Here is a 21819-nt window from a genome sequence, read left to right as displayed (position 1 = left end):
TATGTCACAGACAGCTATCACGCTGGCGTTTGAACACTGGAAAGCGCAGCAGGGTGCGACCGGCGAGCCGGTGTTACTGGATGAATTTGTGTTTGCGAATGTGCCAGGGCTGAACCCGGATATTCCCGTTGATCGTAGTGAAGCACTGCCGCCTGTGGAGCAGATTGTGCACCGGCAGCCTGTTACCCGCACTGGCGTGGTGAATGATAATGGCGTGGTGTATTCCGCCGTTCTGGGCGCTGACGTGGGCGATTTCAGTTTCAACTGGATCGGTCTGCTGAATAAGGCCAGCGGCACCCTGGCCATGATTGTTCATGCGCCTTTACAGCAAAAGCTGAAAACAGCGGAAGGGCAGCAGGGGAATGTGCTTACCCGTTCGTTTCTGATGGAGTACAACGGCGCACAGACCGAAACCGGGATTATTACACCGGCTGAAACCTGGCAGATTGACTTCACGGCGCGGATGACCGGAATGGATGAACGCCAGCGCCTGGAAAATACGGATATTTACGGCGCTGCGGCATTCTTTGGCGATGGCTGGCTGGTCGGTAAAACGGGCAATCAGTTCTTTGTCACCAAAGGCACCGGCTATGTGGCGGGACTGCGTACGTCACTGGCTGACAATCAGAATATCACCGTGACAACAAAGCCGGTCAAAGTCTGGCTGGATGTATGCTGGACGGGAGCACTGACCAGTGTCTGGAATGTTCAGAGCAAAATCACCGTCGCGGAAAACCTGACGGATTACATGCAGAACGGCGTACAGCATTATGTTTTTGCCGTGGCCAGCATTGATGTGAATGGCAATATCACGGATTTACGGCCAAAAGGGACGCTGAACGAACAACAGGCCAGTGATGCGCTGAAAAAGCATGAACAGTCCCGAAATCACCCTGATGCCACGACCAGCGAGAAGGGATTCACCCAGTTAAGCAGCGCGACAGACAGCACCAGTGAAGGGCAAGCCGCGACGTCGAAAGCGGTTAAAATCGTGATGGATAACGCTAACGCGCGTCTTGCAAAAGACCGTAACGGTGGAGACATTCCGAATAAACCTCTGTTTATTCAAAACATTGGTTTGCAGGAAACAGTTAACAAAGCAGCCGGAGCAGTGCAGCGAAGTGAGGTCCAGACTTCTCAGGATGATATTACTGCCGGAAAATTGCTGGTTAATGGTAGCGCTATTGCTGTTCGTAGCATCAGCGCAATCAATGGAGGACAGGTAGACGATGCTAATAACCTTCCGGTTAACGCAGTATCGTTTGTCTATGGTGATGCTAAAAACTCACCGAGTGGAAATACAGGGACTATCCTGGATGTTTCCGGGCTTGGTAGTGGTTATAGCATCCAGCTATTCGCTAACTACTCGACAGGCGAAATACTGGCGTTTCGTGCGCGTAATGGTGATAACAGAACATGGAATAAATGGAATTATGTGTTTCACACTGGAAATAAACCAACCTCTACAGATGTGGGGGCGCTACCAATAACAGGTGGTGATTTAAAGGGGCAACTTTCCTTTTCATTCTCGCAACCCAGAAATGGCGCTAATCACTTAATATACAACGGCGATGATAACGGAGTACTGGCTTGCGGATATGGTTATTATCAGGACAGATTTGATATTCATTTTTATGACATTAAAGGTGCGTGGGAATCAAATCCATTAACCATAGGACGCAATGGAAATACGACAGTTAGTGGTAATTTGTCAGGTCGTGCTGTTTATGAAGGTAACACTCGCGTTTATTCACCCAACAACCCGCAGCCCGTTAGCTTTGAAGGTTATGCAACGCAAAGCTGGGTGTTGCAGAACTTTGTCCAAAATATTGACCTGACAGCACCTGCTGAAGTTGGATTCCGTGATGGGTGGGGGTATCCACGAGGGACAGATGGCGCAGCCATGTACAACTTTAATATGGTTGGTGGTAGCAGTAACGTCGGTAATTTTATCATTCGTTATATGCGGAAACAGGTGAATAACACCTGGTATGTGATTAATTAAAGGTAAATAAAAATGCAACGCTTCGGCAAATTCACCCCATATACACCAGACACTACTGACAGGCCAAGAATTATAGATGGTCAGAATGTTATGTTTTTGCAGGATGATAAAGGTAATGACTGGTATGACGTTATTGAATTATTTGATGAATCAAAAACGCTGAAAATTGGATATGACGATGATGGTCGTGTAAGAACGTTCACGACAAATATTCATGCGTTTTTCCCGGTCAATCTGAGTGTTGTCGAGCTTCCGGCCACAAAAGCTAATTTGCGCGTCACGCTGGGTGATGACTGGTTTTATAAAGACAGCAAATTACAGCAAATCCGGAATTACCTGGCTGAGGCTGAAGCGGAACGTGGCAACCGTATGGCGGAGGTTACAACGCGTATTGACTGGCTGGAGGATGCGCAAAAAGACGGTGATATTTCATCCGATGAGGAAACAGAACTGGCAACACTACGCGCTTACCGCACTGCTTTGCGCCGTCTGGATTTGAGCTCAGCGCCAGATATTAACTGGCCGGAGGTGCCTGAATATGTGGCGTGAAGCACGTCTGGCTTTTACTGACTCACTGGCCGCGCTGAATTGTTCCGTTGTTCCGGCGCATCCGTGGATAAACGGTCTGGGGCAGCAGACGGATAACGGGGCATATCTCAGCCCGGTGAATGCCGTCCGCTATCTTGCTGAAAGGCTGGCCGGAACGGGCGGGAATGCCGATGTGATGATCATGATGGTGACAGGCCGGACACATGAGAATTTTATGACCCGCCTCAATGGTCTGGTAGATGTTTTCCCGGCACCGGCATTCACGCAGGTCAAGCGCCTGGCACAATCTGCTGCGGCGCTGGCCATCGAAAAAATGCAGATCCCCGCTAAAGCCGGGGCGGGGTTGCCGGTGCCTATTCCGCTGTCTGTACCAACCAGCAGGGCGGCATTGTCTGCGGCGGCTGTCAGCAAGGCACAAAAAGCGGCCAGTGCGGGATTCAGCCTGGACGGATTAAAGCAGCAAATGGGTGAGTTCGCGCAGTTGCGCGACAGCCTGATCAGTGATGTGGCCAGCGGGCTGAATGATTTGCAGGGGAAAAGCGCGAGGGCATGGGTGTTTACCTGCACCGGCGATACGGCCACCACGCTGCTGGAACTGGTAAAGGATATCCCGCAACCGTCAGCCGTCTATACCGCGGCGGTGATGCTGGTCGGTGACAATCTGGATGGAATAAAGGGAATGATTCATGACTTCGATCCCAACGCTGGCGCTTAATGGTGAAGCTATCCAGCTGAAAAATATGCGCGTGACCGTCTCGCAGCAGTTTCAGGATAAAGACCAGTCCGGCCAGACAAGTGCCACAACCAAATCAGAACAGGGGGCAAAAGGGAAAGAACTGCGTATCAGCGGCGAAATTCCTTTTAAAAGCCCGGAGATCCTGAAGCGTATTTTCGAGCTGGCCAGCGCCACGGATGCCGGAGGAAACCGCCAGAAATACCGCGTGGCGCATGAAGTGGCCAGAGCAGTGAATTTTCGTGAGGCGACATTCAGCGGAATGCTAGATGCCCCGCAGCAGGACGGGAAAATGGCCTGGCTGGTCACGTTTACGCTGGCAGAACATATCAGTGTGCAGGAAAAGCGGGAAGCCAGGGCAACAGGTAAAACGTCTGCCAAAAAACAGACGGCCGGCAATGCGGGACAATCTGGCGGTCAGAGTGCCGGGGAAGATGAAGAAAAACTGACGTGGTTTGAAAAACGGGTGCTGAAACCCGTCAATGATGCTTTGGGTTAATGATGAAACCAGTTAAACGCCTGTACCTTTCAACGGATGAAGTACACCTGGCTGATGCCAGCCTGGTACTGGAGCTGAACAGCTGCGGCCGGGGGTTTATCACTGCACAGACCGCCACGGATTACACCGGAAAACTGGTGCGGCTGGATGTGGGATACTCCGATCTGCTTTTGCGCTGGTTTACCGGCTACGTGGAACGCGCACAACCTGCCGAAAACGGTTTTCAGCGCCTGTTTGTGCGCGAGCTGGTCGGCGTATTTGAAAGGATGTGGCCATGTTCATTTCAGCATCCCACTTTGCGCAAGGTAGCCAGCTGGCTGGAGGAAAACAGCGGAATTGCTGTCAGTGTGCCGGATGCCCCTTACAGCGATAAACCGATCCCCCATTTCACCCATAACGGCACGGGCTATCAACTGCTGAATAATCTGGGCAGGGCGTTCAGTATCCAGGATTACATCTGGTACCAGCTGCCGGATGGTTCCCTGTATGTGGGCGGGGCGGAAAAAGCGATGTTTGCCGGTCGCCCGGTCGATATCCCGGCAGAGTTTAGCCAGGGAGTTGCTGGCGGTAACTCTATGACGCTGCCGATGATCCAGAGTCTGCGGCCGGGTGTGGAGCTGAACGGGGAGCGCGTGACTAAAGTTCATCTGACCAATGACACAATGGCTGTCACCTGGACACCCAGAAACCGCGCAACAGGTCAGCCATTACAGAAAACACCGGCACAGCGACAGATTGAAAGCCATTACCCGGAACTGGCTTCCGGGCTGCACCTGCCAAAGCTGGCCAGAGTGGTGGCACCCAGTGAGACTGTGAAAAGCGGTAATTTTGCCGATCCGTTCAGGCCGCGCTATGCCGTTGATGTGCAGCTGCTTGATGCAGACGGCAACCCGGATAACCAGACGCCGGTTTATTCTGCGGTGCCGCTGCCGGTACCTATGGCCGGTAATGATTCGGGTATGTTCCAGTTCCCGCCTGAAGGGACGCTGGTTGAAGTTGCGTTTACCGGAGGGCGCCCGGATAAACCGTTTATCCGGCAGACATTGCCGGATGGCACCAGTCTGCCGGATGTTAAACCCGGCGAGCAGTTGCAACAGCAGCGGGCGGAAGTGTCGCAACGAGTTACCCAGGCTGGTGACTGGGTGAGGCAGACCGATCAGACCATCAGCGAAACATCAATGGCGCGTACGGTCAAAGCCGACACGGAACAGCGCGAGCTGGTCAGCCGTGAAACCACGGTTAAAGCCACGGATAAGACTACGGTTCTGGGTACCACCACCCTGATGGCCGGAGCCATTCAGCAGGTCAGTGCCGGTGATTTTAGCCAGGCGGTGAAGGGCAACAGACTGGCCAGCATTGAGGGGAATGACGAAGCCGATATAACTGGCAAACAATCCACGAAAGTGGCCGGTGCCGTGGATGTTGATGTGGGGGGAACCCTGACTGAAAAGATTGCCGGATTGCGCAAATCGGTGGCGGCGGGCGGCCAGCAGATTATGGGACCAACCGTCCATATTGGCAGTGAGAGCGTTAACACGCTGACCATGATGCTGGACACCATTGATTTACTGGCCGAGCTGGCGCAGCAGTGTGCGAGCCATTCACACCCCAGTGTTGGTACGCCAACCAATGCCGGGGCATTCACGCAGACGGCGGAGAAGGCCGGACAGACCCGAAGTAAGTACCAGAAAATAATCGCCTGACCATCCCATCAGCCCGCGCATAATGCGGGCTTTTTTGTATCCATTCCCAGACCTCACCAGGCGCATTCTAAGCGTTTTTTTTATCTGCCCGCGACCGCGTAACACCACAAAAGGATCTGTGCTATCACGTGACGCTGACGGCGCTACACGCTGACAAAATAAATCTTTCGCAGACAAAAACGGCACTACACCGCACCCGCCTGCGGTTTCTGGATAGATAAAATTTTTCAGTTTTCTTTTTCTACAAATCACCGCCTTGGACTGCGCCAGTACTGGCGGCTTCACAGAGAACGTGAACTGAAAATATTGAAAAGAATTTCAGTGTTTTTCAGTTAGAAGGATCTTTAAAGGAACTGTGTTCTTATGTAACTCATTGATGTGTATGGTATATATTTCATTTATGTATTGCGTGTGATAAATGTCGTAAGGACTCTCTAAAAAATAAAAAAACCGCATAAGCCTTGGCTGATGTGGAATTGAAAGAAACTAATCGTTTATAGGAACTGAAATCTTTGTATCGATCTCATTTCGTGATTTACATTTTTCAACTAAATAAATGAATGAATTTTGATTTTTTTTCAGAACGATGGAAATTGATTTTGAATACAGACTCTGGACCATGTTCACCAGTGCTTTGGAAGCTTATCATACGCATGGTGATATCTAACTGGATATTCTTCTTATTGCCAGATATATCTTCGTATGTAATCTTAAGTTTGCCACATTTTATAGGTTCTAGCATTATATCGGTAAGAGAGTCAGTTTGATCTGCTTCAGTGATTAAAAGCATTGGAATTAAACTTGGTAATTTTATACTAACTACTTCTGGGTTTTGTGTGATTGGCATGATGTACTCTATTTCCTTATTTACCTTAGGGATAGAGTAAGGTTTCATAAAGCCATTGTTAAAAAAATCATAATTATGGTATTGATTTTCATCCTTATCTTCATAGAACACTCCTTTTGTGAATTTTTCTACTGATTGTTTTGAATATATTGGGTGGTCTTCTAATTTAACAAATCCGCATGATGCTATATGTTTGTTATACTCAAAAAACCACTGATACTTTATGTTTAATGCTGTTCCCAGTCCAATATTCAATACAGGAATGTCAATGTCGTATTCAGCGTTCAAGTCAAATGTCTTACATGGGAAAATAGATTTATCAATATAGATTGTCTTTAATTCGATATCTTTAATAATTAATTCAGGTTTTATTGAGATTGTTCTCTGTAAAACTGATTGTTTAACTGCATAAATAGCAGCGATCGCCGAGCATGAGGAAGCAAGGAAACCGCCAATTGTAACCCAACTATCAGTAGCCATTTATATGTCCGCGCCTAATGTTATGAGTCTTTCGGATAAGCAGTACATTTTGAAGAGTCTCATCTTAACCGCATTTGAGTTGTTAGGCTAATGCCTTGCTTAACCGGACCGATTCTAATGAATTTTATGACATCAGCCATCTGAAATGGGGGGGAAGGACTCACGCATGTACTAGTTCGGGATGCTGATATGTTCATCTGCTTCAGGTTGTGCGAAAAGTATTGCGACACTTTTGCGACATTCAACATCATAAACAAAAAGCCACTTCGTATTGAGATGGCTTAACTTGCTGTTATTGAAGCTAAAATTTGGTGGCCCCTGCTGGACTTGAACCAGCGACCAAGCGATTATGAGTCGCCTGCTCTAACCACTGAGCTAAGGGGCCGTGGCGGTGGATTATAAAGTAACTCCGCGTTGCAATCCAGACATAAGCGTACGGATGCTGTTTTTATAAACAATGTATTTTCAGTCCGTTATACTTGTTCCTCTGATGTATTGTTCGGAGTAATTATGGTTAAGGACATACTGGCACCGGGGCTGCGGGTGGTATTTTGCGGCATCAATCCGGGGTTATCTTCCGCAGGTACAGGATTCCCCTTTGCACATCCCGCTAATCGCTTCTGGAAGGTTATCCATCAGGCGGGGTTCACCGATCGCCAGCTTAAACCTGAAGAGGCACAGCATCTGCTGGATTTCCGCTGCGGCGTGACTAAGTTTGTCGACAGACCAACGGTACAAGCCAATGAAGTCAAGCTCCTGGAGATGCGCAACGGCGGTCGTCTGCTTATTGAGAAAATAGAAGAGTATCAGCCAGCCGCGCTCGCTATCCTCGGGAAGCAGGCATTTGAGCAGGGGCTTAGCCAGCGTGGAGCGCAGTGGGGAAAACAGACACTGACCATTGGCGCGACGCAAATATGGGTATTGCCGAATCCCAGCGGGTTAAGCCGGATCACGCTGGATAAACTGGTAGAGGCGTATCGGGAAGTGAATGTGGCGTTGAAGGCGCGCGGCCTGTAACTGCCGGAGCCTTAGGCTCCGGCGTCACTGTCAGAACTCGAAGCGTGCGCCCATGTTGTAGCGGCGTCCTTCCAGGATGGAAGACTGGTTATAGGACGTTTTGTAGATTGGGTTCACGTCGAACAGGTTATAAACCCCCGCCATCAATGTGATGCTCTTGTTGAGATGGTAGCGTGCCCCTAAATCGACCAGCGCATAGGCGTCGGTTGACGTTGATTTGCCGATGTCAGGCGTATTGCTGCGCCAGCTGGCTTTGCTCCACAGTTCAAGATCGTTAAGTGCATTCCATGTCAGAGACAGGTTGGCCATGCTCGTCGGGAACTCGTTCAGTGCCTCTCCCTTGTACTGACCACTCTTTTGCTCGCTGTGGGTATAGGTGTAGTTCGCGTTCGCTTTCAGCGCGGTAGTGACCTGCCAGTCGCCGTTCAGCTCCAGGCCATAGATTTCCGCGTCGCTGACGTTGAAATACTGCGAGACTTCTTCCGCTTCATACCCGTTGTAAATACACTTCTGCGTGGCCGTTGCGGTACAGATGGTGTAGTCGCTGATCTTGTCCTTGAATTTGGTGAAGAACACGGTTGCATCCAGTGCCAGTGTGTCCTGTTGCCAGTAGACGCCCAGCTCGGTGTTGACGCTCTGCTCAGGTTTCAGGTCATCGTTACCGATCCCAATGAAGGAATACGGATACGAACCGTAGACGCTGGTGAAACCTTCATTGTTCTCACGCAGGTCCGGTTTTTTATAGCCCGCCGATACGCCGCCCTTCAGCGCCCAGCTTTCGTCAATCGTCCAGTTACCGTAGAGTTTTGGCGTGACGTGGTAGCCAAAGTAGCTGTCGTGATCGAGACGCGCCGAGGTGGTGAGGGTGAAGTCCGGAACCATCATCCAGGCATCTTCCGCGAAGATGGCCCAGCCGTCACGGGTGATCTTGCTGACTGGCGTTATGCCCGGCACTTCTTTGTTTTCGATGCCGAAAGTGTCGTCCAGCTCATTACGGGTGAAGTTGATCCCCAGCGTCAACTTGTGGTCGCCCAGCGTAAAGGTGTTCGCGCTGTTGGCTTCATAGTTTTTCTGCTTAATGAACTGCGAACTCATGCCCGGCACACGATACTCGGTTTTAGCGTTTTCGTAGCTGATGAAGTTCTTCACTTCCAGCAGATCGTCGCCGTACCAGGCATGCTGCGCAAGTGAAGCGGCATCGCGGTCAAAGTCCCATTGCCAGGCTTTATCATTGTGTGATTTTACCTGATGCCCTTTGACGACGTTCAAATCCCAAAGTTGGGTGTCGGTCGGCGACATGTTGATGGTGGCATCCAGATTGCCAGCCTGGTGCTTCACAAAGCGCTCATCGGAGATGCTGTCGTCATCACGGCGATCAAGATAATCCGCCGCTACGCTCACCCCGAGCTTGCTGGGGATAATTGGCCCCATCAGGAAGACATTAGTCTGGTTGGTGTTACCGTACTCGCTCTTCTCTTGCAGGAAGTAGTTATCTTCCAGCACACCTGTCCATTTATCGAGGTTGTAGCCTTTTTTGGTGATGACGTTGACCACGCCGCCGATGGAGTCAGAGCCATACAGTGAGGACATCGGTCCGCGAATCACCTCTATTCGCTCGATAGCAGCAAGTGGCGGTAAAAAGGCAGCCTCTGTCCCGATATGGTGTCCGTAAGGACGCGATTCGCGGGTGCCTTGTTTGATGCCGTTGACCATGTAGGAGGTATAGGTCGAGTCCATTCCGCGCATCTGCACATCGCCTGTGGCAAGGCTACCGTTGCCATTACCCACCAATACGCCGGGCATCTCGCGAAGGGCTTCGGTGACGTTCTGGTTAGAGCGGGTGTTCAGTTCTTTCTCGCCGACGACGGAGATGGTCGCCGGTGCCTCACGGCGTTCCTGTGCGAAACCGGTGGCGGTGACCACCAGTTGATCTTCATTATCTGGTGTGGTTTCTTCGGCGAAAACGGTCGCCGGGAGGCTGGCAAGGGCGAGCGAAATCGCCAGCGCGGTACGAGTCTGGTTAATCACAACGCATTCCTCAGAACTGGGTTAAATCGAGCTTGAGTACATAGTCAGCCTTGTTGGCTTTTTCATCCTGCTTCACGCTAACGAAGAGCGTTTTGCTGTCAGGAGAAAGCACCATGCTGTTTGGCATTGCTGCCGTTTTGATGGTGTGCTTCAGGCTGTAAGTGTTGGCATCGATAACGCTAATCTGACGGGCATTGCGATGGGTAACATACACTTCGTTGCGGGCAGGGTTATAGACCGCAGCGATAGAGTTTGGCGTGGGAACGCGGTGAACAATTTTACCGCTGTCCAGTTGGACTACCAGCACGTCGGCGGTGTTGGTATCGGCGATAAATCCGACGCCTTTGGCCGTGTTTAATGCGATGTTCAGGAAGTAATGCTTCGGCTCGGAGGGGTCAACCTTCACACGCGACAGAACCTGCGACGTTTTGCCATCCAGGGTAACCAGTTCGCCTTTGCCAGTGACGGCGTAAACTTTATCGCCAGCTTCATCAACGGCGAAACCGACCGGATCCATCCCTTTGAGGGCGTGTAATAGTTTCTGGTTATGCGTGTCGACAACCCACAGCACACCTTTATTTTCACTGCCAATACCGGAGACATACAGACGGTGGTGCTTCTTGTCGAGCACCACTTCACGAACGTGGGCTTTATTTTCTTCGTCTGCAAGCTGAAGCATTTTCACTTCTTTATGGGTGCGGGTATCCAGCAGGGTCAGTGAGCCATCCAGCGCATTACCTAGCCAGAGAATGTGGTTAGGTTCATCCAGTGAGACCGCAAAAGGACGGCGTTCGGTGGCGATCCGCTCATCGACTTTTAATGATTCAGTTGAAAACAGGAACACTTCACCGGCGGTTTTATCTTTGTCGAAAGAGGGGGCAGAGGCTGCATAGATAGCCTGTTGTCCGGCGTCATAAGCCAGTTCGTAAACGCCATGACCAAGCGTCTGAGAGGCGAACTGATCCTCAGTAAAGTCTTTTGCCAGGGCTGAACCGGTATAAAGTGCCAGTGAAATCGCAAGCGCGCAGAGGGACTGATTTTTCAATGTTTTTAAATTCATGTCATTTTTCTTTACAGTTGTTTACGAAAAGAAAATGATAATGAAAATAAATATCATTTACAATTGCATGTATAAGCAATGCCCCCTACCAATTTTTGTACACTGCGGAAAATCCCAAAAAAAAAAGCTCCCCGGAGGGAGCTTCTTAATAACAGAAAGGATTAATCGTCGAGGAAGCTACGCAGTACTTCAGAGCGGCTCGGGTGGCGCAGTTTACGCAGCGCTTTCGCTTCGATCTGACGGATACGTTCGCGGGTAACGTCGAACTGTTTACCGACTTCTTCCAGCGTGTGGTCGGTGTTCATATCGATACCGAAACGCATACGCAGAACTTTCGCTTCACGGGCGGTCAGGCCAGCCAGAACGTCGTGCGTTGCGGCACGCAGGCTCTCGGTAGTCGCAGAGTCCAGCGGCAGCTCGAGGGTGGTATCCTCGATGAAATCACCCAGATGCGAATCTTCATCGTCGCCGATCGGCGTTTCCATGGAGATAGGCTCTTTAGCGATCTTCAGCACTTTACGGATCTTGTCTTCCGGCATCAGCATGCGTTCAGCCAGTTCTTCCGGCGTAGGCTCGCGGCCCATCTCTTGCAGCATCTGACGGGAGATACGGTTGAGCTTGTTAATGGTCTCAATCATATGTACCGGGATACGGATGGTACGCGCCTGATCCGCGATCGAACGGGTGATCGCCTGACGGATCCACCAGGTTGCATAGGTGGAGAACTTGTAACCACGACGGTATTCAAACTTATCAACCGCTTTCATCAGACCGATGTTACCTTCCTGAATCAGATCCAGGAACTGCAGGCCACGGTTGGTGTATTTTTTAGCGATAGAGATAACCAGACGTAAGTTCGCTTCAACCATCTCTTTTTTCGCACGGCGGGCTTTCGCTTCACCGATGGACATGCGACGGTTGATATCTTTAACCTGCTCGATGGTCAGGCCGGTTTCTTCTTCAATCTGCTGCAGTTTCTGCAGGCCGCGGTGAACGTCATCTGCCACATCGTGCAGTTTTTCAGACCACGGTTTGTTCATCGCGATTGCCGCGTTGAACCAGGTTTCGCTGGTTTCGTTGCCAGTGAACAGGGTGATGAAGTTTTTCTTCGGCATTTTGCACTGCTCAACGCAGAGCTTCATGATCAGACGTTCCTGAGTACGCACGCGGTCCATCATGACGCGCATGCTGTTTACCAGGTAGTCGAACTGCTTCGGCACCAGGCGGAACTGTTTGAACACTTCGGACAGCTTCTGAATTTCTTCCTGCGCGGCAGCATGGCTGCGGCCTTTCGCTTTGATGGTGTCGCGAGTGATTTCGTACTGAGTACGCAGTTCACCGAATTTTTCACGCGCTAACTCAGGGTCGATGCTGTTGTCGTCATCGCTGCTGTCGTCGTCGCCATCTTCTTCATCTTCGTCTTCATCGTCATCCATCTCTTCCTGAGAGAGTTCAGAACCGACGTGGGTCGCCGTGGGCGCCATGTCTTCTTCCGCGTTTGGATCGACAAAGCCAGTGATCAGATCGGAAAGACGTGCTTCTTCAGCTTCTACACGATCGTACTGCTCAAGCAGGTAGGTGATAGCTTCCGGGTATTCGGCAACGGAGCATTGAACCTGGTTAATCCCGTCTTCGATGCGTTTAGCGATGTCGATTTCGCCTTCGCGGGTTAACAGTTCAACGGTACCCATTTCACGCATGTACATGCGGACCGGGTCAGTTGTACGACCGATTTCGGACTCAACGCTGGACAGAACCTGGGCAGCCGCTTCTTCCGCGTCTTCATCGGTGCTGTTGGAGGTTTCAGCAAGCAGCAGATCATCGGCATCAGGTGCTTCTTCCATCACCTGAATACCCATGTCATTGATCATTTGGATGATGTCTTCGATTTGATCTGAATCGACGATATCTTCCGGCAGATGGTCATTGACCTCGGCATAGGTCAGATAGCCTTGCTCCTTACCACGTTGGACAAGAAGCTTCAGCTGTGACTGCGGGTTTTGCTCCATAAGACGGTATCCACACTTAATTCGTTTGATTGGTGTTGGGCGGTAAAACCGCCAACGGCAAAACGAGGGCATACTTATATTTTGCCGCTGCCTCTCCGTGCGGCTGTCGGGGGCTTCCCGATCGATATTCGGCAGTTAAGCCGTTAAATACTTCATCTTTCACGTTGTCTCTGCGTTAGCTGCGTTCGTTACTCGGCTCATCCTGAGCCTCGCCCCTTACGGGGCCGCCGCAAGCAGCGTTCAAATCCGCTCCCGGCGGATTTGTCATCCTGGTCATGTACTTATGTACACTCCCAGGCGTTCGTTCACTTGCTGCCTTGATACAACGCGAATGATTTTGTCTTTGTTTTGTCTTTCTCTTATTTCTTGGCCAGTTCCTGGTTCAGCGTCCAGAGTTCCCGGCGTTCTTCGCTGCTTAAACCGTGTGTGCGCTCACGAGCTATCAACTCTTCCTGGCGCAGTTCAAGCATCGAATCAAACATATGGTTGAGTGAGTCGGTGAAGGTTTTTTCTGCGATATCTTTATCTGCTATATCGTCCCACATCGACAGTTTTTCAAGGGTCGCAGCATCATTTGTGCCACGATAGTGTTCTAAAAGTTGCCCGGTGGTCAGACCTGGCTGAGCCAGACAAGTGTTGACCAGTTCTCTGAATAAGCCAAGTCCAGGCAGCTTATTGCTATCCAGTGCGCCTAACGGTGGAACCAGCGGGGCGAGCTCCGGGTTCTGCACCAGCAACCCTATAAGTATACGCATGGTCGTACGTTTTAGCTGTGGAACAGGGCGGGAAGCCCCATTTTCTGCCAGTTTTGGCATTAAACGTTCAAGCTGGCTGTCATCCAGAATGCCGAGCTTGTTTCCCAACTCCTGTCGCAGGTAAATGCGCAACGTTTCGCCTGGTACCTGAGTAATCAGCGGTAATGCCAGCGTGCTGAGCTGTGCGCGTCCGTCTGGGGTACTCAAATCCACCTGCGGCAACAGGCTGTTAAATAAAAACGCAGAGAGCGGCAGCGCCTGCTCCATCCGCGCTTCAAAGGCCTCTTTCCCTTCTTTGCGCACCAGCGTATCGGGATCTTCGCCGTCAGGTAAAAACATAAAGCGTAGCTGGCGTCCGTCTGTCATATAGGGCAGTGCGGTTTCCAGCGCGCGCCATGCTGCGTCGCGTCCGGCACGGTCGCCGTCGTAACAGCAAATTACGTTGTTCGTCGCGCGGAACAACAGTTGGATGTGATCGGCGGTGGTTGACGTCCCAAGGGATGCCACGGCGTAGTTAATGCCGTATTGCGCCAGCGCCACCACATCCATATAGCCTTCTACCACTAACAGGCGCTGTGGATCGGCGTTATCCTGCTGGGCTTCATAAAGACCATACAGCTGGCGACCTTTATGGAAAATATCGGTTTCCGGGGAGTTCAGATACTTCGGCAGGGCATCGCCCAGCACGCGTCCACCAAAACCAATGACCCGACCACGTTTGTCGCGGATGGGGAACATCACCCGTTCGCGGAAGCGATCGTAACTGCGTCCCTGATCGTTGGTGACCAACATCCCCGCATCAACCAGCGATTTGCGATTTTCAGCATTGCCGCCAAACCGTTTCAGGACGTTGTCCCAGCCGGGGGGCGCAAAACCAATAGCAAAACGGGTGATAACGTCGCTACTTAATCCTCGCTTTTCCAGGTACTGGCGCGCAGGGGTAGCGGCGGGTTGCATCAAAGACTGTTGATAAAAAGTGTTCAGGCCATCCATCAATTGATAAAGGCTTTGCCGTTGATGGCGCTCTATCTGACTGGGGCCACTGCCTGCTTCATAGGGCACTTCAAGGTTGTGCATTGCGGCCAGTTCTTCGACGGTTTCCACAAACTCGAGCTTGTCGTAGTTCATGAGAAAGTCGACGGCGTTGCCATGCGCGCCACACCCAAAGCAGTGATAAAACTGTTTTTCACCGTTTACGGTGAAAGAGGGGGTTTTTTCGTTATGGAACGGACAGCACGCGTGATAATTTTTGCCCTGCTTTTTCAGCTTTACCCGCGCGTCGATGAGATCGACGATGTCGGTTCTTGCCAGCAGGTCATTGATAAAAACGCGAGGAATTCGTCCAGCCATAAGCCCCTGTTTTTTGATGACTCATATACACAAAATCATTCAGGATGCATCAAGGCGGCAAGGAAGCGAATCCTCAGGAGCGTACAGCAGTACGTGTCTGGGGTGAGCGACTGCAGCCAACACTGAGGCAGCTTGAATGATGACGTGTATAAACGAAAATAAGCCGCGCATTCCTTCCGGAAGCACGGCCTTACAACTACAACTCAGTCTGAATTGAGAGCTTTGGCTCTCAATAGATTAGTACAGACGAGTACGGCGTGCGTTTTCGCGAGCCAGTTTCTTCGCGTGACGTTTCACAGCAGAAGCTTTAGCGCGCTTACGTTCGGTAGTCGGTTTTTCATAGAACTCACGACGACGAACTTCCGCCAGAACACCTGCTTTTTCGCATGAACGCTTGAAGCGACGCAGTGCTACGTCGAACGGCTCGTTTTCACGTACTTTAATTACCGGCATGTAACTCTCACCTTTAATAAATTCGGTTTGCCGCTGGCATCAACGCCAGCTTATTTCAAAATGGTGCGGAATTTTACTGCAATTGCTGCTGCTTTGTAAAGCACCGACGCGATTTTGAAAGGGACTTTTATAAGGACAAGGAGTATACACGAGCGGAACTCCTGGGGCGAACAAAGTTTTACATCAACCCGCATTGGTCCTACACTGCGCGGTAATAGAGCGAGGTAAAACAAGTCATGCGTGTACTGGGTATTGAAACATCCTGCGATGAAACCGGCATCGCCATTTACGACGATGAAAAAGGTCTTTTAGCCAACCAATTGTATAGTCAGGTGAAATTACACGCTGACTACGGCGGCGTAGTGCCAGAACTGGCCTCGCGCGATCACGTACGTAAAACCGTACCGCTGATCCAGGCCGCGCTGAAAGAGGCGGGACTGACGGCAAAAGAGATTGATGCGGTGGCGTATACCGCAGGTCCTGGTTTGGTTGGCGCGCTGCTGGTTGGCGCAACCGTAGGACGTTCGCTGGCGTTCGCCTGGGGCGTACCAGCAATTCCTGTGCACCACATGGAGGGTCATCTGCTGGCGCCGATGCTGGAAGATAATCCGCCTGCTTTTCCGTTCGTCGCGCTGCTGGTTTCTGGCGGTCACACGCAGCTGATTAGCGTCACCGGTATCGGTCAGTATGAATTACTCGGCGAATCGATTGATGATGCTGCTGGCGAAGCGTTCGACAAAACCGCCAAGCTGCTGGGACTGGATTATCCTGGCGGTCCAATGCTGTCAAAGCTGGCCTCGCAAGGCGTTGAAAAACGCTTTGTCTTCCCGCGCCCGATGACCGATCGTCCGGGGCTGGATTTCAGCTTCTCCGGGCTGAAAACCTTTGCCGCGAATACCATTCGTAATAACGAAAATGACGATCAGACGCGCGCAGATATCGCCCGTGCCTTTGAAGATGCGGTAGTTGATACGCTGATGATCAAGTGCAAACGCGCGTTGGATCAAACCGGTTTTAAACGTCTGGTGATGGCGGGGGGGGTGAGCGCGAACCGTACGCTGCGCGCAAAACTGGCCGAGATGATGCAAAAACGTCGTGGCGAAGTATTTTACGCGCGTCCGGAATTTTGTACCGACAACGGGGCGATGATCGCCTACGCGGGCATGGTGCGTTTTAAAGCGGGCGCAACGGCGGATCTTGGCGTAACCGTGCGCCCACGCTGGCCGCTGGCGGAATTACCGGCGGCGTGATTTTTTGCCCGGTGGCGCAATGTTACCGGGCAAGACGCTACATCCGCAGCATTCCTTTCTCTTCCAGAAACGCGATAATTTTTTCCAGACCCTCTCCGGATTTTAAATTACTGAACGTCCACGGACGCTCGCCGCGCATACGCAGGGTATCGCGTTCCATCACCTCCAGCGAGGCGCCGACGTAAGGGGCCAGATCGGTTTTATTGATAACCAGAAAATCGGATTTAGTGATCCCAGGACCGCCTTTACGCGGGATCTTCTCGCCTTCGGCAACGTCGATCACATAGATCGTCAGATCCGCTAATTCCGGACTGAAGGTGGCGCTCAGGTTATCGCCACCGCTTTCCACAAAAATCAGATCCAGATTGCCGAATTTCTCGCTCAGCGCCTCTACGGCAGCCAGATTCATCGACGCATCTTCGCGGATGGCGGTATGCGGGCAGCCGCCGGTTTCCACACCGACGATCCGGTCTGGCTCCAGTGCGCCCGCCTCGGTGAGAATGCGCTGATCTTCTTTGGTGTAGATATCGTTGGTGACTACCGCCAGTTGATAGCTACTGCGCATGGCTTTGCATAACGCTTCCAGCAGCGCCGTTTTGCCGGAGCCGACCGGGCCGCCAACGCCCACACGCAGGGGATGCTTGTAGTTACTCATTTTTTCTCCTCAGGAGCGGAATAATCGGGAATATTGGGTTTCATGCCGGGCAGACGCGATAGCGGCCAACGGCGTTGCGGAGCCGAGACTGGCGTCAGGCGTCGCCAGCGCCTGTGCCAGACCCTGCGCATAGCGATCGCAGAGCGCAATAATCAAACGCTGGGCCGCCTGTTGTCCAAAAGGAACCAGCTTGACGCCAGCCATCACAGCGCTCTCAATCCAGCTGTAGCCGAGGCTTAACGCCAGTTCGGTCAGGGGAATTCTCCACTGCACGGCCAGCCAGGCCATGCCGCAGAGTTGGCTGTCGGCGAAGAGAGTGCGCCACTCTCGCGAGCAATCCGCCTCCCAGTCGGTGACCAGCCGCGTAAACGCCGCGCCCCGACTGCGTTCTTCATCCCGCAGTTCGCGGGTTTCCCGGCAGGCCAACAGGTAAGCGCTCCAGCGGCGTGCGGCGTCGAGATCGTCCTGCTCGCAGGCGCGATACAGTCTCGCCAGCAGCGGTAGGTCGACGGTAAAAAAGTTCTGCTCCATCTGCTGAATTTGCCAGGCAGAGAAGTCATCGACGCTTTTCACCCAGCCAATCTCCACCGCCCACTCCAGACCCTGGGACCAGGTAAACGACCCCACCGGGAGTGCGCTGCTGGCGAGCTGCATCAGACGCAGTTGTTGGGTGTTATGCATCAGTGCGCATGGCCGTGATGATGCCCGTGTGATTCACTGGCATAAGCGCCTGCTTCCGGTTCAAACGGCAACTGGGCGAACGTCACCTCGAGGTTGAACTGGCGCAGCATGGCGTCCAGCACATGATCGTGGTGGTAGCGCAGCTCATCCGGCAGAATTTGTAGCGGAACGTGGCGATTGCCGAGGTGATAACAGGCTTTGGCGAGCAGGAAAGGATCGGCGCAGCGCACCACGGAAACCGACTCCGGCGCGGCGATCACTTCGATCACCTCGCTTCCATCGTCGGTGGTCAGCAGGTCGCCACCGCGTAACAGCAAACCGCGCGGTAGCATCAGCCCGGCTTCGCGACCGTCGTTCAGCGCCACTCTGGCACGACTTTTTACCCGCATATCAATGGGTAGCGTGACGCTTGCGGTGACGCGGTGAGCGTGGTCAAGGCGTTGGGTCAGGTAGATCATCGTCACTCCTAAAACAGAAAATAGCGTTGTGCCATCGGCAAAACGTTTGCCGGTTCGCTGGTAATCAGTTCGCCATCAATACGCACCTCGTAGGTCTGAGCATCGACGGTGATATTGGGTTGCAGGTCGTTGTGGATCATGTTGGCCTTTTTCACTGTTCTGCAGCCTTTAACGACGGCGATGGCGCTTTGCAGGTTGAGCTGCTGCGCGATGTTTTGCGCATCAGCGGCCTGCGAAATAAAGGTCAGCCGGGTGTGATGCCGCGCTGCGCCAAGTGCGCCGAACATCATGCGGTAATGCACCGGCTGTGGGGTGGGAATCGAGGCATTGATGTCGCCCATCGGCGCACAGACGATCATCCCGCCTTTAACGATCGTCGCCGGTTTTACGCCAAAGAATGCCGGTGACCACAACACCAGATCGGCCAGTTTGCCAGGTTCAACGGAGCCGACTTCATGGGCGATACCGTGGGTTAGCGCCGGATTGATGGTGTATTTGGCGACGTAACGTTTAACGCGCAGGTTGTCGTTGTCACCGGTTTCTTCTGCCAACGGGCCACGCTGAACCTTCATGCGGTGCGCCACCTGCCAGGTACGCAGGATCACTTCGCCCACGCGCCCCATTGCCTGCGAATCGGACGAGGTCAGGGAAAAGGCGCCAATGTCATGCAGCACATCTTCGGCAGCGATCGTTTCCCGGCGAATGCGTGATTCGGCAAAGGCTACGTCTTCGGCGATATCTGGATCGAGATGGTGGCAAACCATCAGCATATCGAGATGCTCGTCGATGGTGTTGATGGTATAGGGCAGCGTCGGGTTCGTAGAGGAGGGCAGGATATTCGGATGTGCGCAGGCGGTGATGATATCCGGCGCATGACCGCCGCCCGCGCCTTCGGTGTGAAAAGTATGAATGGTGCGATCGCCAATCGCCGCCAGCGTATCTTCCACGAAACCGGACTCATTGAGCGTGTCACTGTGCAGCGCGACCTGGATGTCCATTTCGTCGGCCACGGTCAGCGCGCAGTCGATAGCGGCGGGTGTGGCGCCCCAGTCTTCATGGATTTTCAGGCCAATTGCGCCTGCAGTGATTTGCTCGCGCAAGGCGTCAGGATTTGAGCCGTTACCTTTGCCCAGTAAACCGATGTTAACCGGCAACGCGTCCGCCGCCTGCAGCATGCGTGCGATGTACCACGGACCCGGCGTACAGGTGGTGGCGTGAGTGCCCGCGGCCGGACCGGTGCCGCCGCCGATCATCGTCGTCACGCCGGAAACCAGCGCCTCTTGCGCCTGCTGTGGGCAGATCCAGTGAATATGTGTATCCACGCCGCCTGCGGTGACGATCTTGCCTTCCCCGGCGATGACTTCAGTTCCCACGCCTATCGGGATCGTAACGTTGGGCTGAATATCGGGATTACCTGCCTTTCCGATGGCGAAGATCCTGCCGGCTTTGATACCAATATCCGCTTTCACGATCCCCCAGTGATCGACGATCAGCGCGTTGGTTATCACCAGATCCACACATGCATCGGCGCGCATTTGCCCCTGGCCCATGCCGTCGCGGATCACTTTTCCGCCGCCGAATTTGACCTCTTCGCCGTAGGTGGTGAAGTCTTTTTCCACTTCGATCCACAGGTCGGTATCCGCCAGGCGCACTTTATCGCCAGTGGTTGGGCCAAACATGTCGGCGTACGCCTGCCGGGAAATGTCACTCATTATCTGCCTCCAGCGCGCCCATCACTTCGCTGCGAAAACCCACGATCCTTTGTGTGCCAGCAACGCGCACCAGTTCGACTTCGCGTTTTTGTCCTGGCTCAAAACGCACCGCTGTGCCCGCAGCAATGTTCAGACGAAAGCCGCGTGCGGCCAGCCTGTCAAAGTGCAGCGCCGGGTTCACTTCGAAAAAGTGATAGTGCGATCCCACCTGGATGGGCCTGTCGCCATGATTTTCCACCACGATCGTGCAGATCTCTCGCCCCTGATTAAGTGCGATACTGCCTTTTGCGATCTGATATTCACCTGGGATCATTGCCGCTCCTTAGACGATCGGGTTGTGGACAGTGACCAGTTTCGATCCGTCCGGAAAGGTGGCTTCAACCTGAATATCCGGGATCATTTCCGGTACGCCTTCCATCACCTGATCGCGGCGCAGGACGTGACGCCCGTCCTCCATCAGCGCGGCTACAGTTTGCCCGTCGCGCGCCCCTTCCATGATGAAAGCGCTAATCAGCGCCACCGATTCCGGGTAATTCAGCTTCAGTCCGCGGGCCAGGCGACGTTCCGCCACCAGCGCGGCGGTAAACAGCAACAACTTATCTTTTTCTCTGGGGGTCAGTTCCATAAGGGTTCTCTTAGGTGTGCCAGATTCTCGGTAGTACAGGCGTTTTATGTGTCAGCAGCGGGCGCAAAAATTGCCAGATGTCACGCATAACGCGCTGAACAACCAGGTTGTCGTTAGCAAGAAAACGGATTGTCAGCAGCGAGTCGTTAAGCGTTGCCCCGGCGTAATCGCCAAGCGCCATAAGCCGCTCCCGCGTGCCCTCCAGCATGTGTTCGTTGGCCGGATAACACAGCAACGTGCCGACCCAGGGATGATGCGCGACGCCGCTCAGATTCCCCTCCTGCAATATCAAGCGTTCTATCAGCAGCGGCTGCCCATCTCGCCACACTTCCAGGCGATTTTGCAGCATGCCGTGGCTGAAAGTTTCCTGCATAACCGGTCGGCCAAGACACAGCAGATCCCAGGCCAGCAGGCGACTTGCGGATGTCAGATGAAAGACGGTCTGAATAGCGGCGTTGGCGCCGGGAAAGAGGATCGTATCCTGCGGCAGCCACTCCAGCGTGGCGTGCGAGGCGAGGGTAAAATGCTGGCGCAGCAGCGCTTGTGGCCCTCGGCTGCGATAAAACTTGCCCGCGCCGGGCTGGGTGATTAACGCATGGCTGTTTTCGTCGAGCGTGACGGCAATATGAAGCTCATCCCCGCCAACGATCCCCGCAGGTGGATGCAGCAAATAGAGGTGGCAGACGTCCTCTTCCGGGTAAAACGGGCGCTGAACTGTCAATGGACCATGATGACGCGCCGAGGCGAGCACCGTTTTGTGCCTGGTGCAGGAAAAATGCAGTTCCAGTTCGGCCTGCCAGCCTCGTGTGAGTGTCTCGTGCGCAACCGTGTCCAGAGCGTTTCCCCTATCAGCATGAGGGTGTTTGCATACAAAAAAGTATGCCTCAGCGCATCGGGAAATCGATCATATGAGAAGCTTATGGATTAAGGGGCGACAATATGCCGCCCAA

At 52.8% G+C, this 21819-nt stretch carries 20 protein-coding genes and 1 tRNA gene; 7 read left to right on the top strand and 14 right to left on the bottom strand.

The window, feature by feature from the left end; all coding sequences use genetic code 11:
* Position 1: 1 nt before the first annotated feature.
* From G4551_RS20310 to G4551_RS20290, 5 genes are all read left to right on the top strand, one after another.
* A complete protein-coding gene (locus G4551_RS20310; protein WP_003838074.1) occupies positions 2-2005 on the top strand; it encodes a phage tail-collar fiber domain-containing protein in 2004 nt (667 codons plus the stop codon).
* 90 nt (positions 2006-2095) lie between these two features.
* Complete coding sequence (locus G4551_RS20305; protein WP_003838077.1) at positions 2096-2554, top strand: tail fiber assembly protein; 459 nt, start codon at positions 2096-2098, stop codon at positions 2552-2554.
* Positions 2544-3269, top strand: a complete 726-nt coding sequence (locus G4551_RS20300) for a hypothetical protein (protein ID WP_003838079.1) — start codon at positions 2544-2546, stop codon at positions 3267-3269. The genes G4551_RS20305 and G4551_RS20300 overlap by 11 nt, the downstream gene beginning before the upstream one ends.
* Entirely contained in the window at positions 3241-3786 is a 546-nt protein-coding gene (locus G4551_RS20295; RefSeq protein ID WP_003838080.1) for a baseplate complex protein, read from the top strand. The genes G4551_RS20300 and G4551_RS20295 overlap by 29 nt, the downstream gene beginning before the upstream one ends.
* Positions 3786-5489 (top strand): hypothetical protein, encoded by a 1704-nt coding sequence (locus G4551_RS20290; protein ID WP_085951565.1) that lies wholly within the window; start codon positions 3786-3788, stop codon positions 5487-5489. Before G4551_RS20295 ends, G4551_RS20290 begins: the two co-directional genes overlap by 1 nt.
* A 544-nt stretch (positions 5490-6033) precedes the next feature.
* Here G4551_RS20290 and G4551_RS20285 read toward each other — a convergent pair.
* Positions 6034-6816, bottom strand: coding sequence for a hypothetical protein (locus G4551_RS20285; protein WP_003838085.1), 783 nt, complete (start codon positions 6814-6816; stop codon positions 6034-6036).
* Between the two features lie 309 nt (positions 6817-7125).
* Positions 7126-7201 (bottom strand) — tRNA-Ile (locus G4551_RS20280).
* A gap of 125 nt (positions 7202-7326) precedes the next feature.
* Between G4551_RS20280 and mug the strand changes: the two genes are divergently transcribed.
* Positions 7327-7833, top strand: a complete 507-nt coding sequence (gene mug / locus G4551_RS20275) for a G/U mismatch-specific DNA glycosylase (protein WP_003838087.1) — start codon at positions 7327-7329, stop codon at positions 7831-7833.
* Positions 7834-7863: 30 nt separating this feature from the next.
* On the opposite strand, the gene G4551_RS20270 is transcribed toward mug, so the two are convergent.
* From G4551_RS20270 to rpsU, 5 genes are all read right to left on the bottom strand, one after another.
* The gene (locus tag G4551_RS20270) at positions 7864-9861 is read right to left on the bottom strand and encodes a TonB-dependent receptor domain-containing protein (RefSeq protein ID WP_003838090.1); all 1998 of its coding nucleotides are present in this window, start codon (positions 9859-9861) and stop codon (positions 7864-7866) included.
* A 10-nt stretch (positions 9862-9871) separates the two neighbouring features.
* Positions 9872-10921, bottom strand: a complete 1050-nt coding sequence (gene yncE, locus G4551_RS20265) for a 7-bladed beta-propeller protein YncE (protein WP_003838092.1) — start codon at positions 10919-10921, stop codon at positions 9872-9874.
* 161 nt (positions 10922-11082) lie between these two features.
* The gene (rpoD, locus tag G4551_RS20260) at positions 11083-12930 is read right to left on the bottom strand and encodes an RNA polymerase sigma factor RpoD (protein ID WP_003024699.1); all 1848 of its coding nucleotides are present in this window, start codon (positions 12928-12930) and stop codon (positions 11083-11085) included.
* A 359-nt stretch (positions 12931-13289) separates the two neighbouring features.
* The gene (gene dnaG / locus G4551_RS20255) at positions 13290-15035 is read right to left on the bottom strand and encodes a DNA primase (protein ID WP_003024697.1); all 1746 of its coding nucleotides are present in this window, start codon (positions 15033-15035) and stop codon (positions 13290-13292) included.
* Between the two features lie 237 nt (positions 15036-15272).
* The gene (rpsU, locus tag G4551_RS20250; RefSeq protein WP_001144069.1) at positions 15273-15488 is read right to left on the bottom strand and encodes a 30S ribosomal protein S21; all 216 of its coding nucleotides are present in this window, start codon (positions 15486-15488) and stop codon (positions 15273-15275) included.
* A gap of 236 nt (positions 15489-15724) precedes the next feature.
* On the opposite strand from rpsU, the gene tsaD reads away from it, so the two are divergent.
* Positions 15725-16738 carry a tRNA (adenosine(37)-N6)-threonylcarbamoyltransferase complex transferase subunit TsaD gene (gene tsaD, locus G4551_RS20245; protein ID WP_003024694.1) on the top strand — a complete coding sequence of 338 codons (1014 nt, stop codon included), beginning with the start codon at positions 15725-15727 and terminating at the stop codon, positions 16736-16738.
* 37 nt (positions 16739-16775) lie between these two features.
* On the opposite strand, the gene ureG is transcribed toward tsaD, so the two are convergent.
* From ureG to G4551_RS20210, 7 genes are read right to left on the bottom strand one after another with little or no spacing between them, the layout of a single operon-like run.
* The gene (gene ureG, locus G4551_RS20240; protein WP_003838095.1) at positions 16776-17393 is read right to left on the bottom strand and encodes an urease accessory protein UreG; all 618 of its coding nucleotides are present in this window, start codon (positions 17391-17393) and stop codon (positions 16776-16778) included.
* Positions 17394-17402: 9 nt separating this feature from the next.
* Entirely contained in the window at positions 17403-18074 is a 672-nt protein-coding gene (locus tag G4551_RS20235) for an urease accessory protein UreF (RefSeq protein ID WP_003838098.1), read from the bottom strand.
* Entirely contained in the window at positions 18074-18532 is a 459-nt protein-coding gene (gene ureE / locus G4551_RS20230; RefSeq protein ID WP_003024684.1) for an urease accessory protein UreE, read from the bottom strand. The genes G4551_RS20235 and ureE overlap by 1 nt, the downstream gene beginning before the upstream one ends.
* 8 nt (positions 18533-18540) lie before the next feature.
* Entirely contained in the window at positions 18541-20244 is a 1704-nt protein-coding gene (gene ureC, locus G4551_RS20225) for an urease subunit alpha (protein WP_003838102.1), read from the bottom strand.
* Positions 20237-20557, bottom strand: coding sequence for an urease subunit beta (locus tag G4551_RS20220; RefSeq protein WP_003838104.1), 321 nt, complete (start codon positions 20555-20557; stop codon positions 20237-20239). Before G4551_RS20220 ends, ureC begins: the two co-directional genes overlap by 8 nt.
* A gap of 9 nt (positions 20558-20566) precedes the next feature.
* Positions 20567-20869, bottom strand: a complete 303-nt coding sequence (locus G4551_RS20215) for an urease subunit gamma (protein WP_003024678.1) — start codon at positions 20867-20869, stop codon at positions 20567-20569.
* A 10-nt stretch (positions 20870-20879) separates the two neighbouring features.
* A complete protein-coding gene (locus tag G4551_RS20210; RefSeq protein WP_197027403.1) occupies positions 20880-21704 on the bottom strand; it encodes an urease accessory protein UreD in 825 nt (274 codons plus the stop codon).
* Positions 21705-21819 lie beyond the last annotated feature (115 nt).

The organism is Citrobacter freundii ATCC 8090 = MTCC 1658 = NBRC 12681, from assembly GCF_011064845.1.
In the GTDB taxonomy this organism is placed as follows: domain Bacteria; phylum Pseudomonadota; class Gammaproteobacteria; order Enterobacterales; family Enterobacteriaceae; genus Citrobacter; species Citrobacter freundii.
The sequence above is the reverse complement of the archived record's forward strand: the minus strand, read 5'-3'. Positions and strand labels throughout refer to the sequence as shown.

Bases quoted from the DNA above. Each gene is read 5' to 3' on its own strand.
- G4551_RS20310 (WP_003838074.1), top strand. From the start codon at position 2: ATGTCACAGACAGCTATCACGCTGGCGTTTGAACACTGGAAAGCGCAG.
- G4551_RS20305 (WP_003838077.1), top strand. From the start codon at position 2,096: ATGTTTTTGCAGGATGATAAAGGTAATGACTGGTATGACGTTATTGAA.
- G4551_RS20300 (WP_003838079.1), top strand. From the start codon at position 2,544: ATGTGGCGTGAAGCACGTCTGGCTTTTACTGACTCACTGGCCGCGCTG.
- G4551_RS20295 (WP_003838080.1), top strand. From the start codon at position 3,241: ATGACTTCGATCCCAACGCTGGCGCTTAATGGTGAAGCTATCCAGCTG.
- G4551_RS20290 (WP_085951565.1), top strand. From the start codon at position 3,786: ATGATGAAACCAGTTAAACGCCTGTACCTTTCAACGGATGAAGTACAC.
- G4551_RS20285 (WP_003838085.1), bottom strand. From the start codon at position 6,816: ATGGCTACTGATAGTTGGGTTACAATTGGCGGTTTCCTTGCTTCCTCA.
- mug (WP_003838087.1), top strand. From the start codon at position 7,327: ATGGTTAAGGACATACTGGCACCGGGGCTGCGGGTGGTATTTTGCGGC.
- yncE (WP_003838092.1), bottom strand. From the start codon at position 10,921: ATGAATTTAAAAACATTGAAAAATCAGTCCCTCTGCGCGCTTGCGATT.
- rpoD (WP_003024699.1), bottom strand. From the start codon at position 12,930: ATGGAGCAAAACCCGCAGTCACAGCTGAAGCTTCTTGTCCAACGTGGT.
- dnaG (WP_003024697.1), bottom strand. From the start codon at position 15,035: ATGGCTGGACGAATTCCTCGCGTTTTTATCAATGACCTGCTGGCAAGA.
- rpsU (WP_001144069.1), bottom strand. From the start codon at position 15,488: ATGCCGGTAATTAAAGTACGTGAAAACGAGCCGTTCGACGTAGCACTG.
- tsaD (WP_003024694.1), top strand. From the start codon at position 15,725: ATGCGTGTACTGGGTATTGAAACATCCTGCGATGAAACCGGCATCGCC.
- ureG (WP_003838095.1), bottom strand. From the start codon at position 17,393: ATGAGTAACTACAAGCATCCCCTGCGTGTGGGCGTTGGCGGCCCGGTC.
- G4551_RS20235 (WP_003838098.1), bottom strand. From the start codon at position 18,074: ATGCATAACACCCAACAACTGCGTCTGATGCAGCTCGCCAGCAGCGCA.
- ureE (WP_003024684.1), bottom strand. From the start codon at position 18,532: ATGATCTACCTGACCCAACGCCTTGACCACGCTCACCGCGTCACCGCA.
- ureC (WP_003838102.1), bottom strand. From the start codon at position 20,244: ATGAGTGACATTTCCCGGCAGGCGTACGCCGACATGTTTGGCCCAACC.
- G4551_RS20220 (WP_003838104.1), bottom strand. From the start codon at position 20,557: ATGATCCCAGGTGAATATCAGATCGCAAAAGGCAGTATCGCACTTAAT.
- G4551_RS20215 (WP_003024678.1), bottom strand. From the start codon at position 20,869: ATGGAACTGACCCCCAGAGAAAAAGATAAGTTGTTGCTGTTTACCGCC.